Annotated in this window: 9 protein-coding genes and 2 pseudogenes; 6 read left to right on the top strand and 5 right to left on the bottom strand. The window is 64.2% G+C overall.

The window, feature by feature from the left end; all coding sequences use genetic code 11:
- Positions 1–122 precede the first annotated feature (122 nt).
- The 3 genes and pseudogenes from ASG62_RS12670 to ASG62_RS12680 all read right to left on the bottom strand — a co-directional run.
- Positions 123–383 (bottom strand): annotated as a pseudogene (locus ASG62_RS12670) (PHP domain-containing protein); the annotation flags it as partial.
- 6 nt (positions 384–389) lie between these two features.
- Positions 390–725: pseudogene (locus tag ASG62_RS25585) on the bottom strand (DUF6504 family protein); the annotation flags it as partial.
- Positions 726–1,358: 633 nt separating this feature from the next.
- Positions 1,359–2,363: an SDR family oxidoreductase gene (locus ASG62_RS12680; RefSeq protein ID WP_200944769.1), complete on the bottom strand. Its 1,005-nt coding sequence runs from the start codon at positions 2,361–2,363 to the stop codon at positions 1,359–1,361.
- Between the two features lie 607 nt (positions 2,364–2,970).
- Between ASG62_RS12680 and ASG62_RS12685 the strand changes: the two genes are divergently transcribed.
- Genes ASG62_RS12685 through ASG62_RS12695 form a run of 3 tightly spaced genes read left to right on the top strand, consistent with a single transcriptional unit; the run spans position 2,971 to position 6,700 of the window.
- Complete coding sequence (locus tag ASG62_RS12685; RefSeq protein ID WP_210168396.1) at positions 2,971–3,855, top strand: ABC transporter substrate-binding protein; 885 nt, start codon at positions 2,971–2,973, stop codon at positions 3,853–3,855.
- A gap of 35 nt (positions 3,856–3,890) precedes the next feature.
- The gene (fhuB, locus tag ASG62_RS12690; RefSeq protein ID WP_056699218.1) at positions 3,891–5,861 is read left to right on the top strand and encodes a Fe(3+)-hydroxamate ABC transporter permease FhuB; all 1,971 of its coding nucleotides are present in this window, start codon (positions 3,891–3,893) and stop codon (positions 5,859–5,861) included.
- Positions 5,858–6,700 (top strand): ABC transporter ATP-binding protein, encoded by an 843-nt coding sequence (locus ASG62_RS12695; RefSeq protein ID WP_056699216.1) that lies wholly within the window; start codon positions 5,858–5,860, stop codon positions 6,698–6,700. Before fhuB ends, ASG62_RS12695 begins: the two co-directional genes overlap by 4 nt.
- Positions 6,701–6,754: 54 nt before the next feature.
- Here ASG62_RS12695 and ASG62_RS12700 read toward each other — a convergent pair whose 3' ends face one another.
- Positions 6,755–7,630, bottom strand: a complete 876-nt coding sequence (locus ASG62_RS12700) for an alpha/beta hydrolase (protein WP_056699239.1) — start codon at positions 7,628–7,630, stop codon at positions 6,755–6,757.
- A gap of 171 nt (positions 7,631–7,801) precedes the next feature.
- Here ASG62_RS12700 and ASG62_RS12705 point away from each other — a divergent pair, with 171 nt between their 5' ends.
- On the top strand, positions 7,802–9,940 hold the full coding sequence (locus ASG62_RS12705) for a TonB-dependent siderophore receptor (RefSeq protein WP_244487683.1): 2,139 nt from the start codon (positions 7,802–7,804) through the stop codon (positions 9,938–9,940).
- A 298-nt stretch (positions 9,941–10,238) separates the two neighbouring features.
- Here the strand turns inward: ASG62_RS12705 and ASG62_RS12710 are convergent, their stop codons facing one another.
- Complete coding sequence (locus tag ASG62_RS12710; protein WP_056699208.1) at positions 10,239–10,826, bottom strand: transposase; 588 nt, start codon at positions 10,824–10,826, stop codon at positions 10,239–10,241.
- Positions 10,827–11,195: 369 nt separating this feature from the next.
- On the opposite strand from ASG62_RS12710, the gene ASG62_RS12715 reads away from it, so the two are divergent.
- Together ASG62_RS12715 and ASG62_RS12720 are read left to right on the top strand one after the other, a co-directional pair.
- The gene (locus tag ASG62_RS12715; RefSeq protein ID WP_082537488.1) at positions 11,196–11,927 is read left to right on the top strand and encodes an FCD domain-containing protein; all 732 of its coding nucleotides are present in this window, start codon (positions 11,196–11,198) and stop codon (positions 11,925–11,927) included.
- A 61-nt stretch (positions 11,928–11,988) separates the two neighbouring features.
- A complete protein-coding gene (locus ASG62_RS12720; protein WP_056699205.1) occupies positions 11,989–12,957 on the top strand; it encodes a tripartite tricarboxylate transporter substrate binding protein in 969 nt (322 codons plus the stop codon).
- Positions 12,958–13,044 lie beyond the last annotated feature (87 nt).

The following is a 13,044-nucleotide window of genomic DNA, read 5'->3' on the forward strand; positions in this document are numbered from 1 at the left end:
GAACAACGGTTGAGAGCGAAAGGCGGCACGACATGGCAGCGATCTCCAACGTAAATCGCCATTTCCGCCGCCAAACTGCATCAGTTGTGAGTCAGACCCAGTTTTGCAGGCCGTTTGACATCGCGGTTCGTCGGGTAGACGAGGATCGGCAGATTGTCGGTCAGATCGAGGCGGCAGCCGACGATAGCACGCATGCCCGTTTCCTTCGCCGCCACGTGCGCCCGGACGATCCCGGCCACGCTGTTGCGGTCGACGACCGCCAAGGCCTCGATGCCCATAAGGCTTGCTGTCGCAAACAGGTCCTCGCAGGACGAGGCGCCTCGCAAAAACGAGAAGTGCGAGGTGACCTGGAGCTCGGCGTAGCGATGCGCGGGGTCAGACACGCCCGGTCACCCGAAGATGCCGTGGAGAAACCAGCGGTGGGATCCCGTCTCGGGGTGTTCGCCGTCACCGGCGCGGAAGATCCAGAAGCGCTCGCCGGCATCGTCCTCGACGCGGAAGTAATCGCGCACCGTCGCAAGCTCGGCGTCGCGCTTCCACTATTCGCCGAAGACGCGCTCGGGACCGTCGGCTCGCCGGACGCGGCGTCGCGATCCGCGCCAGGAGAACCAGACCGGGGGATGGTCGGGCAGCAAGGCCATGATCTCGATCCCTTCCGGATGCGACGGCTCGCCCATGCGTGAGACGACGTAGGTCGCGATGGCGCGCGATTCCGCTTCCGGCAGCGTGCCGAGATTGGCGTTGACGGGGGCCATGGGCCCGCGCGCAATTCCATGTCGGGCTTCCCAACCCTTGTGAAGATAGTGCGTCAGGCTGTCGACGTCCCACGGTATCGGGGCAGGAGACGTCTCGTTCAGGGCATAGGCGGTCCAACCCTCGGACTCGCCGCCGGCCAAATGCGCCTTGCCCCGCTTCTCCGCGCCCAGTGCGTTGCGCGGGCTGTGGCAGGCGCCGCAATGGCCGAGCCCTTCGGCAAGATAGGCGCCCCGGTTCCATTCCACGGTCTGCGCCGGGTCGGGCTCGTATGTGCCTTCGCGGAAGAACAGAAGCTTCCAGCCGGCCAGCACCATGCGCACGTTCAAAGGGAACGGCAGCTTGTTCTCAGGCGACTCGGCGGACACGGGCTCGCGCGTCATGAGATAGGCGTAGAGGGCGCGGTTGTCCTTGTCCGAGACCAGCGTGTAGTGGTCGTAGGGAAAGGCGGGATAGAGGTGGCGCCCCTCGCGATCGACGCCCTCGCGCATCGAACGCTGGAAGGCCGCCTCGCTCCAGCGGCCGATCCCGGTCTCCGGATCGGGCGTGCCCGATCAGTCCGATGTTCCCGTAGAACCGAACTGCCTGACCAGCTTGTGTTTCGCTCAGGCCGGCTGGCCGTTGCCTCCGGACGATCCGAAGATCTGGCCCGTCGAATAGCTGAGAAGCGGGTCGGCGGCTGCGACGTAGAGGCCCGCGATCTCGGCGGGCTGCCCGGCACGGCCCATGGGTGAGTCGCCGCCGAAGGTGCGCAGCTTTTCCTCCGTCGCCCCGCCGGACACTTGAAGCGGAGTCCAGAACGGACCCGGCGCCACTGCGTTGACGCGGATGCCGCGCGGCGCAAGTTCCTTTGCAAGGCCCTTGGTGAAGTTCAACACCGCAGCGCGCGTCATAGCGTAGTGCATGATCTCGGGTGACGGGTTGCCCGCCTGCTCGGACGAGGTGTTGACGATCACGGCTCCCGCACCCATCCGTTCCAGGGCAGCCTTCGCCAGCCAGAACGGGGCATAGACGTTGGTCTTCATCGTGTCGTCGAAGAGTTCGGACGAGATGTCGGCGATCGAAGGACGCGTCTGTTGGAGGGCAGCGTTGTTGACCAGGATGTCCAAGCCTCCGAGCTGGTCGGCAGCCTGCGAGATCAAGCTGCGGCAAAATTCCTCCGAACGGAGGTCTCCGGGGATCGCGACCGCCTTGCGGCCTTCCGCCTCGATCAGCGCAACAACTTCCTTCGCATCGGGCTCTTCCTGAGGCAGATAGTTGATAGCGACATCTGCGCCTTCGCGAGCATAGGCGATCGCGGCTGCTCGGCCGATGCCGCTATCGCCACCCGTGATGAGCGCCTTCTTACCCGCCAGCTTGCCGGATCCCTTGTAGCTCGTCTCCCCGTGGTCGGGCCGCGGGTTCATGCGCGATGCGAGCCCTGGCCAAGGCTGCATGTCGGTCGGATAGGGTGGCTTCGGGTAATCTGCCGGGTTCGGAGCGGTTGCAGCAGCAGCGCCACTTCCGCTGCCGGACTGGGCATGGGCCGTCGCGGTCGAGACAAAGTTGGCCGCGGCGCCTGCCGTCAAGGCGGCTCCCGCTAGAAACGTGCGTCGGTTCGTGTCGGTCATGAGGCTTCTCTCCATGTTGGATCTCGAAGCCAGCCGGACTTGGAATGATTCCCCAGACCGCCTCGGCAATCCAGTCGCAGCGCCTATCGGTCTCTACGAAACGAGAAATCAGGGATGCGCGACCGAAGGACTCGACTGTGCCCAAGGAGAGATGACGTTTGATGCAGCAATGGGCCGAAACCAGAACGGCAGCTTTCTAGATGGGATGGCGGATAGCTGCCGATCCGCAATCGACCCAATTAAAACTGTCAAACGGGTTCGTCGGCTTCTCCTAAGCAGACGTAGCTTATCCAATGGGAGTAGCGCATCCTCGTGACCGAAGAAATCGTTTCGATGAAGCAGTAACAGCATAGGATCTGAAGGTGACCATAATGCAGCGGAGAATTCGCCGACCTGCGGCTTAATAGCGATCCGACATAAGACGCGACGCTAAGATTAAACTTGACAAAGATGGTCAGATTAAGGTTCGACGTCGATCGGTACCTCGCAGGCTTTAAAGCCTTCGGCGAACCATGGATATTCGATGTCGCGTTCAGTTCCGTTTCAATCCATCCCGAGCGATGCCCCCGCCGCTGGACTTCGGCGCGACCGCGACACGATCACGCCTATGCGTTCTGCCCCCGATCGACGCCGACGGTCCCTCGTCGCCACCCTCCTTGCATTGCCTCTGGTGCTGCGCGGAGGCGAAGTCCGGGCATCTACCCTACGTGTCGCGACCCTCGATTACGCGCTTGCCCAGACGCTGATGGTCCTCGGATGCCCGCCCATCGCGATCGGGGATGGGCGGGATTGGGAGAAGTGGGTCCGCGAACCTCCCCTGGCACCTGACACGGTGGACCTCGGAGCCAGCCTCGATCCCAACATGGAGTTGCTCGCCGCCCTGAAGCCCGATTTGATCCTGACGACGGACTTCGTCGCTCTCACCGAAAGCCGTCTGACACGTGTCGCGCCGGTTCGGCGGATCAACCTGTATTCGGAAGGCGGCTCGCCCTTTCCAAAGGCGATAGCGGCAACGCGCGAGATCGGTGCGATCGTCGGCAAGTCTGCAGAGGCGGAGCGCTACCTCGCTGAGACCGAGAGCTTCTTCGACGAAAGCGCGGCTCGCGCCCGGCCCTTCCGCGACCATCCCGTCGCGATCCTGTCCTTCCTTGATCAACGCCATGTGCGCGTGACAGGACGGCCAGGCCTCTACCAGGACGTCCTCGACCGTCTCGGTCTCCGCAACGCCTGGGAAGAGCCCACGAACTACTGGGGGTTCTCGACGATCGGCCTCGAGCGACTGGTGGCTCTGGGGGACGCAGTCGTGGTGGCGGACTTTATGCCGGACGATGTCGCGGCCACGCTGCCCGACAGCCCGCTCTGGCGCGAGCTTCCCTTCGTCCGGAATGGAAAGATCCCGGTTCTCCCCACGGTCCTCGTGTTCGGTGGGATCCCCTCCGCGCGCCGCTTCGCCACCCTCATCCTCGATGCGCTGGAGAAGGGAAGAGCGTGATTTCAGCAACTCCAGCATCTGCCGTCAGGCAGCCGTTGCGCGGGCCAGCGCTCCTCGCGTTCTGCTTCGCGCTTCCGACACTCGTCCTGACAATCCTTCTCATCGGGCCGGCCCTCGCGGTAGTCTGGCGCGAAAGCGCGGTCGCCTACGCACCGGGGCGCATGGTGCTCCTCTACGCCCTGCTACCGCGCCTCGTTATGGCGGTGCTGTGCGGAACAGCGCTTGCGGCATCCGGCGCGCTGCTCCAGCAGGCCTTGCGCAATCCGCTCGCCTCGCCGACGACGCTCGGCATCGATGCGGGCGCGCGGCTGGCGCTGGCGCTGGCGACGCTCTTCGCGCCGGCCCTGCTCGGCTGGGGTCGCGATCTCGTGGCTCTCGCCGGCTCATCGCTGGCGGCGGCCCTCGTCTTCGCGCTCGCCAGGCGACAGGATTTTGCGCCGGTGCCGCTCGTCCTCTCGGGTCTTCTTGTCGGCCTGTATTGCGGAGCGCTCGCCTCCATACTGACCCTGATCGACAGCCGCTGGCTGGTGAGCCTGTTCATCTGGGGCAGCGGCTCGCTGAGCCAGCAGAGTTGGACGCCGAGCCTGGATCTGGCGCTTCGCTTGGGGCTGGCAGCCCCATTTGCGCTTCTGCTCCTGCGACCGCTGTCCCTTCTGGAGCTCGGCGACGACGCAGCACGCGGCCTCGGCCTGCCGGTCGCCCGGCTGCGGCTCGAGGCTGTGGCACTTGCCGTCGCGCTGTCCGCGTTCACCGTCAGCGCGGTCGGCGTGATCGGCTTCGTCGGCTTGGTGGCGCCCATCATGGCGCGATTGGCGGGCGCTCGCGATTTTCGCGCGCGTCTCCTCTGGTCAAGCGTGATCGGCGCGCTTCTGCTGTTGCTGACCGATCTCCTCGTTCAGTTCGCCGCCGGCGCGTCCTCCGATCTCGTGCCAACGGGCGCCGTCACGGCGATCCTCGGCTCACCCATCCTGCTTTGGCTTCTGCCCCGCCTCCAAGGCGCCATGCGTCCGCCTTCCGCACGCGGCTCGCATGGAGCTTTGGCTCGCCGCCCCGGAAGGTCTGGCCTGTGGCTCGCGGCGACGGGGCTCGGCACGGCTCTCCTGATCGCGGCCGCCCTGTTCCTCGGGCGCGCCCCGGAAGGCGAATGGCATTGGCTTGGCCGGTCGGACATGACGACCGTCCTTCCGTGGCGTTGGCCGCGCGTCCTCGCTGTGGTCTCGGCAGGCGCTCTCCTTGCCAGCGCCGGCTTCTCACTCCAGCGCCTGACGCGCAACGAGATGGCAAGCCCCGAAATTCTCGGTATTAGCGCGGGTTCGACCTTCGCGGTTGCCATTGCGCTCTTTGGTTTCGGCACGCTCTCGCCGAGCGGAGCGCTGATGGCCGCCTTCGCCGGCGCGCTCGCGACGCTTTTCCTCATCCTCGCCCTCGGGCGCCGATCCGGATATGCGCCGGAGCGCATGCTGCTCGCAGGTATCGCAATCTCGGCGCTGCTCGATGCCGTGATCGGCGTCGTGACGGCGGCAGGCGACCCCCGCGCCGTGCAGCTCTTGTCATGGATGGCCGGCGCGACCTCAACTGTGGAGCCGTTCGGGGCCGTCATGGCGGCGGGAGCCGCGGCTCTCGTGCTCGTGCTGGCCGTCCTTGCCGGGCGGCCGCTGGAGCTTCTGTCGCTCGGCCCCGCCACTGCGGCGAGCCTCGGCCTCGGCGTGCGAACAGCCCGTCTTCTTCTCCTCGCGCTGGCTGCCCTGGCGACAGCGGCTGCCACGCCCGTGGTCGGTCCTCTAACCTTCGTCGGCCTGATCGCACCTCATCTGGTGCGACTTGCCGGTGTCCGTGCGGTGGTTCCGGCGCTGCTCCTGAGCGCCGTCGCCGGAGCCTCCATCCTCGTCGCGGCGGACTGGGTGGCGCGCGTTGCCACCTTTCCGTTCCAACTTCCAACCGGGCTCGTCGCTTCCCTCGTCGGCGCGCCTGTCCTCTTCTGGCTTCTGCAAAGGCGCGTATCATGAACGTGGCCACCACCATTGAGCAGCACCCGCGAGGCGCCACGACCGGTTTCGAACTCAACGCCGTCCGGTTCGACGCGGCCGGGCGGACCATCCTCCATTCGTTGACGCTCTCGCTGTCTGGCGGCGAGGTGATCGGTCTCGTCGGCCAGAACGGTTCGGGCAAATCGACGCTTCTGAAAATGTTGGCACGTCAGACACAGCCGACGTCCGGCACGATCCGTTTCGAGGATCGACCGATCGGGAGTTGGAGCACGCGCGACTTCGCCCGCCGCATCGCCTACCTGCCGCAGGACCCGCCGGCGGGCACCGGCTTGCTGGTGAGGGATCTGGTGCGACTTGGCCGCTATCCCTGGCACGGCGCTTTCGGCCGCTTCACCGGTGCGGACGCCGCTGCGGCAGAGAACGCGATGCAGATGACGGGAACTCTCGCCTTCGCGGACCGTGACGTCGATACGCTGTCGGGTGGCGAGCGGCAGCGGGTCTGGCTCGCCATGCTTGTCGCGCAGGGTGCGGGCTGCCTGCTTCTGGACGAGCCGATCTCGGCACTCGACATCGCGCACCAGATCGAGGTGCTCAGCCTCATACGATGCCTCGGACACGATCGGTCGCTTTGCGTCGTCGTGGTGCTACACGACGTCAATATGGCGGCTCGCTTCTGCGACCGGATCGTCGCGCTGCGCGACGGGCGCCTCGTCGCGAACGAGAAGCCGTCGAGCTTCATGTCCCCGGCTGCCCTCGCACGCGTCTACGGCATCGATATGGAGGTCCTGTCCCGGCCGGGCGCATCGGTGGGCGTCGCGGTTCCACACATGAACCAGGACGTGCCAGCCGCTAGCTAGCGGAGAGCCGTCCAGTCATGGGACGACGACCGCTTTCCAACGGACCGAGAAACGCTACGCCGAGATCCTGAAGGCGACCCTCACGGCCCTGGAGATTGCAATCGGAAGCATCGTCATGTGGGTCTCGCCCGCATAGGTCTCGTAGGTGACGCTCATCCTCGGCAAAGCGCCCAGCCTCAATGCCATGGCCTGGGTCAAAGAGAGCGTCCGCGCCGACTTGGCATGCTCCAGTCGCTTCTCCGTGTCCTCCCGACCGTATTGGAACGGCGCCAGGACATCGCCCTCGAACTCTCCGGCCGAAAGGTGGACCACGACATCTCTGACCGTTCTAGAGGCTGTAAAGCGCCTCTCGCTATCCAGAAGAAGTCCATCCTCCCAGTAGATCGTCGGGCTGGCTGCAGCGTAACGCGAGAATGTCGTGCATCCCGCAAAGAGGGCGTGGAGGGCGAAGAGCCCGCCAAAGGAGTGGCCGAACAGGGTTCGACGGGCCGGGTCGATCGGAGCCAGTGATGCGAGGAAGGGCATTACCTCCACCTCGATGAAGCTCAGAAAGCGATCAGCGCCCCCCGTGACGACCGAAGGCGCACCCTCGGAAAAGGGCGGATAGGTGCGCCCCGGAGGCGGCGACAAGTCCCATGATCGACGTAGCGGATCGTAGGCACCGTCGACGGGATAACCCACCGCGACGATTACACCCGGCTGCACGTCCGTACCCATCGGGTAGCTCGCCTGAACTCGAAGCGCATCCACTGCCGTGGCGATCATCGCGTTGCCGTCGGTCATCACCAGAAGAGGCCATCCGGCAGGCGGCGCATTTCCAGGCGGCACATGGACGAAGAGCCGCCAGAGAGCACCGTCCGCTCCGGGGATGTCGAACCATCGCGTGTCTGGCAAAGAGGTTGGCTGACCGTTCGGCCCTTCCTGGAACATGTCCAAATCTTGTGACCTTTCTGCCGCAATGCGGTCGATCTCTGAAAGGCCATTCAGGCTTCAGGATGGTTTATGTTGACTCATAAACTCCTGTTTTCCTAACCCTGACTGATGGCGGTACCAAGCCGTCCCAGCAGGATTTTTTACATTATGCCGTCCTCTACTCGCTGCATGCGTTTCCTCGCCGCCGCTCTATTGGGTTGCACCTGTCTGACTGCGATCGGCACGCACGACGTAAGGGCGCAGGAACCCATTGTGCTCGACACGGTCACGTTGGAGGGGGGCGCCGGATCGGGAACGCTGGGTGAGGGACAAGGCGGAGGCCTCGATACGGAAGGCTACGTTGCCAAATCGGCGACAGTGGCGACAAAGACCGATACACCGCTGAAGAAGGTACCACAGACGGTCAACGTCATATCCCGGCAACAGTTGGAGGATCGCAAGGTCCAGACTTTGTCGGAAGCGCTGACCTATACGCCCGGCGTGCGCATCGGCGCGTTCGGCTTCGATCCGCGCTTCGACAGCTTCACCATCCGCGGCTTCGACGTTACCTACAACGGCGTCTACCGGGACGGCCTGCGCGAGTTGAACGGTGCCTTCTCGATCTTCAAGACCGAGCCTTACGGCCTCCAGGGCATCAGCGTCCTGAAGGGTCCGAGCTCGGTGCTCTACGGCGGCGGCTCGCCGGGCGGCATCGTCAACCTCGTGTCCAAGCGACCGACGGAGGAGCCTTTCCGGGAAATCGAGACGCAGATCGGTTCGAATGACCGATACCAGGCAAACTTCGACGCATCGGGCCCGCTCGATGCCAACGGCAACGTGCTTTACCGCATTACCGGACTTGCACGCGACGCCGAAACCGAACTGCGCAGTGCGCCGGACGACCGGGTCTTCATCGCTCCCGCCCTCACTTTCCGCTCCGACGACCGCAAAACGCATCTCACCGTTCTCGGCGAGCACATGGACTTCAAGACGGGCGGAAACTCGTCCTATGTCAACGAGGGCGGCCGCGTCACCAATCTCGAGTCGGGCGATCCGGCTTTCGGCGACTTCGACGGGCAGCAGGGCCGCATCGGGTACGAGTTCGAACATCGCTTCGACGAGACCTTCACGGTCCGCCAGAACCTTCGCTACGCGCACATCGATGCCGACGTAAAGTATACGCAGGTCGATGCCATTGCTCCGGATCGCCTGTCGGCCTCCCGGTCGGCATGGCGGATCAAGGACGCGCTCGACTCCTTCGTCGTCGACAACCAGGCGCAAGCGAACTTCGACACCGGGCCTGTGAAGCACACGCTCCTCGGCGGCCTCGACTACTCCTATGTCGACGTCAACGACCGCTTCGGCTTCGGGCCAGCACCGGATCTCGATCTCGTCAGCCTGAACTACGGTGCGCAGGACATTGCGGCACCGCTCGCGCTGGACCTCAACAACGTCACGACCCAGCAGAGCCAGACGGGGCTCTACCTGCAGGATCAACTCGAGTACAACCGCTTCGTTCTGACCCTTGGCGGGCGCTACGACTGGCTGAACACCAAGCGCTACGACTTCGTAAACGGAGCTGCGGGAAGCGGCGAGCAGGATGATGAGAACTTCTCCGGTCGTGTCGGGCTCGCCTACCTCTTTGACAACGGCATCTCGCCCTATGTCAGCTACTCAACCTCTTTTGCACCGACCATAGGACGCAGCGCCACCGGCGGCGCGTTCGACCCGACCGAGGGAAAGCAGGAAGAGATCGGCATCAAGTACGCGCCCGACGATCTGAACCTCATCATTAACGCCTCGCTCTTCCGCATTCGCCAGACGAACGTTCTCGCGCAGGATCCGAACAATCTCAGCTTCCAGATCCAACAGGGCGAGGTGGAATCGAGGGGCTTCGAACTCGAAGCGACGACCAGTCTGATGGCCGGGCTAAATCTCACCGCCGCCTACACCTATCTCGATCTCGAGATCACCGCAGGCGACAACGAAGGCTCGTTTCCGTCCGGCATACCCCAGCACCAATTCTCGGTCTGGAGCGACTATACCGTTCAGACCGGGCCGGTGGAAGGGTTCGGCTTCGGCGGCGGCTTGCGCTATCTCGGCGAAAGCTTTGGCAACGACACGAACACGTTCAAGAACGACGATCGCCTTCTCGTGGATGCGATGGCCTCCTACGACTTCGGCAAGGCCAATCCGAAGCTGGACGGCGTCTTCGCGCAGGTGAACGCCAAGAACCTCTTTGACAAGCGCGATGCCAGTTGCCAAGCGGGCTTCTGCTATCGCGATGAAGGCCGTAACATCATCGGGTCGCTGCGCTACCGCTTCTGATCGCAAGGCCAGTCGAAACTTACAAACGAAAAGAGGTCGGCAATTTATCGGCCGACCTCTTGCGCGCCTGCACGCATCTAAGCTGCGAACGGCGGTTAGAACGACTGGCATTGGGACGAAGCCGTCACTCTCGCGCGGCTCATCGAATGTCGGCTTCGAGCAAAAGCTGACTGTTACTCGTTTGGTCAAAGGCCTGCATGGGTCGATAGTGTTGAAAAAGGCCGTGTTGGTTGCGACGCGGACGCGGAGGCGCTCGTCGTTTAGGGACGCCGCGAGGTCCGCATGTGGTTATCGCCCCTCAGGTTGCCGGGATCAGCTGCTTGGCAGCGTAAAGCTTGGCCATCTTCCTTATGTTCTGCACGGTGGCAGCAAGGTGGAATTCGTCCCGGGCCCCGTTCGGGCCCCTCAGGCGCAAGCAGTCGACTTTCAGGATGCGTTTGAGATGCGCAAACAGCCTCGACCTTCTTTCGCTGGCGTCGTGACACCCCGTAGGCATCGGTCTGGCGATCGCCTGCGCCATGTCCCCGGCTCCCTCAAAGATCGATCGCGTCGCCTTCCGGGCGGGCGCATTCGGACAGCATCGCGACTTCAGTTCGCAAACCCTGCAGTCGCCTTGGCTGGCCCGGTAGCGCAGCGTTTTGTTCTGATTGATCCCATTGCGCAGCGTGGCGAAGCGGCGCCGGTAGAGTTCGAGTGTCTTGCCTGCCGGACTGGTGTAGCGGTCCTGGTGGCGATCATAGGCGAAGTCCTCGCGTGAGAACGTCTCGTCCTGGCGCCGCGACCTGTCGAAAATCGGGATATGCGGCTCGCTCCCGCGTTCGTGGACAAGCCAGTCCAGCCTCTTGGCCGAGCCGTAGCCCGCATCGGCGATGAGGGTTCCGGCCAAAGGCCGAGATCATCATGGGCTTGGATAAGGAGTTCGGGATCGATCGAAGGGCGTCCGATCGCGCTGTTGTACGGCGCCAGATGCCGACGGATGCCAGACAGGTCCACAAAGCGGTCGTTGGTGCGCAGAATATGCCGTTGCGGCACGTGAGGCTCGAGGCTGAACTCGTAGAACAACTCGTCCTGAACCGTCGCTCGCTCGCCCATCATTTACGTTGCCCTCTGCTCAGAACGGATTGAATCACCACTTTACTGCGGCATTCCTCGCCAGCGTATACCAGAGGATGCACTAATACCGCCTTCGGCACTCAGCGCTCTGCCAAATCGAAAATCGTTGACAATATGCAGAGTGTCATCGTAAGCAGTCCTCATGGTTAGCGTTCGAGCCAAACTCGCCCTCCTCCAGCAGCACTCTCTCGCGACCCGGCTCGAGGCTGAGATCGAGCGGCTGATCCTTGAGGGTGAGCTCGTCGTCGGCGATCGCGTGAACGAGATGCAGCTGGCCGAGCGCTTCGGTGTCAGCCGGAGCCCCGTGCGCGAGGCGGTTCGCACGCTCGAATCCTCCGGCCTCATCGAGGCCGTGCCAAACCGGGGCATCTTCGTGCGCCGAATCGATACGGCGACCGCATTGAAAGTCTACGGCGTGCGGGCCGCTCTCTTCGGCTATGCCGCGCAGCTACTAGCGACCGAGGGCAGCGACGGCGACCTCGCCCGGCTGGCCGAGATGCATCGGACGATGGGCTCGGCCGCGCAGACGCATCGCTTCGCCGATTATTTTCCGCTGAACTTCGCCTTCCACGACTTCATCGTGGAGGCCGGCGGCAACGATGTCCTGGCCGCGCAGTATCGCAGCCTCGTCAAGCAGCTTCGCCTCTTTCGCGGACAGAACCTCATGACGGGCGACACGATGGAGATCTCGCATCGCGAGCATCAAACCATCGTCGACGCCGTTCTAGCCCGCGATCCGGCCCGAGCCTATCGCGCCGCCTTCGACCATGTCGAGCTGGGTCGCCAGCGCCTCATGGTCCGCGCGGTCGAGGAGCACGGGTTCGGCATCGAACCGCGAGCCGAACCAGATGAGGGGCCGGCCAGAGTCGCGTAATCATCGCAAACGAAGGCTCGAACGCTCGACAGAAGCGGAGCCTCATCGGGGAGGAAACCAGATGTTCCACAGCTTCAAGCCGTCCGTCCGGACGATCGCGGCGGCAGCCATGCTCGCCGGCCTGTGCGGCATCGCGATGGCGGAGCCGCTCGCCTATCCGCAGAAGGTGGTGACGCTGATCACCCATTCGAGTCCCGGCGGCGGCAGCGACGTCTTCCTGCGCCAGCTGACGCGCTATCTCGAAAAGCAGATCGCGGCGACCTTTATCGTGGAGAACGTTCAAGGGGGCAGCGGCGCGAAAGCCATGGCGCGCCTCGCCTCTGCCCCGGCCGACGGCACGGTCTTCTACGCGACGACGCCGACCTACATCTATACCTCCCTCCTGTCCTCGCCCGAAGCAACCTATAAAGACCTCCAGCCGGTCGTGAACTTCTTCACCGATTCCGAGGTGATCTACACGGCGGCCGGGAGCCCCTACCAGACGCTCGCCGACGTCATCGCCCATGCCAAGTCCGAGCGCGGCAAATGGGGCGCGGCCAATCCCGCTTCCCTGGAGCGCCAAGCCGCCGAGCAGCTGAAGACCGCAGCCGGCGTCGAGGCGGCGATCGTCTCGCACGACGGCGGCGGCGACATGATGATCAACGTCCTCAACGGCACGCTCGACATCGGCATTGGCGAGATAGCCGAGTTGCGCGCGCAGCTCGAAGGCAAGCAGATCCGCCTCCTCGCGACCTTCAATCCCGAGCGCCTGCCCGGCTTCCCGGACGTCCCCACGGTGCGCGAGAGCGGCTTCGACGTCTCCGTCCAGAAGTTCCGCGGGCTCGCCGCGCCGAAGGGCCTGCCAAACGAGATCGCCGCCATCTGGGACAAGGCGGCCCAGGCGACCCTCGCCGATCCCGGCTACAGGACATCCTATGAGACCGAGAGCCTCGTGGCGAACTTCATCGACCACACGGCCTACCCGGCCTTCGTGGACCAGTTCGCCGAGAAGACCGCGGCCTTCCTGAAGAGCTCCGGCGTCATTCAGTGACGGGTTCGGGAGCGGGCGGCCGTCCCGGCCGGCCCGCTCCCGGCCGAACGCCGCGATCGCCTCGTCCACATCCTGCGATCCCACGGA

It is taken from the genome of Aureimonas sp. Leaf427, from assembly GCF_001425485.1.
GTDB lineage: Bacteria > Pseudomonadota > Alphaproteobacteria > Rhizobiales > Rhizobiaceae > Plantimonas.

Bases quoted from the DNA above. Each gene is read 5' to 3' on its own strand.
- ASG62_RS12680 (WP_200944769.1), bottom strand. From the start codon at position 2,363: ATGACCGACACGAACCGACGCACGTTTCTAGCGGGAGCCGCCTTGACG.
- ASG62_RS12685 (WP_210168396.1), top strand. From the start codon at position 2,971: ATGCGTTCTGCCCCCGATCGACGCCGACGGTCCCTCGTCGCCACCCTC.
- ASG62_RS12695 (WP_056699216.1), top strand. From the start codon at position 5,858: ATGAACGTGGCCACCACCATTGAGCAGCACCCGCGAGGCGCCACGACC.
- ASG62_RS12700 (WP_056699239.1), bottom strand. From the start codon at position 7,630: ATGTTCCAGGAAGGGCCGAACGGTCAGCCAACCTCTTTGCCAGACACG.
- ASG62_RS12705 (WP_244487683.1), top strand. From the start codon at position 7,802: ATGCGTTTCCTCGCCGCCGCTCTATTGGGTTGCACCTGTCTGACTGCG.
- ASG62_RS12715 (WP_082537488.1), top strand. From the start codon at position 11,196: ATGGTTAGCGTTCGAGCCAAACTCGCCCTCCTCCAGCAGCACTCTCTC.
- ASG62_RS12720 (WP_056699205.1), top strand. From the start codon at position 11,989: ATGTTCCACAGCTTCAAGCCGTCCGTCCGGACGATCGCGGCGGCAGCC.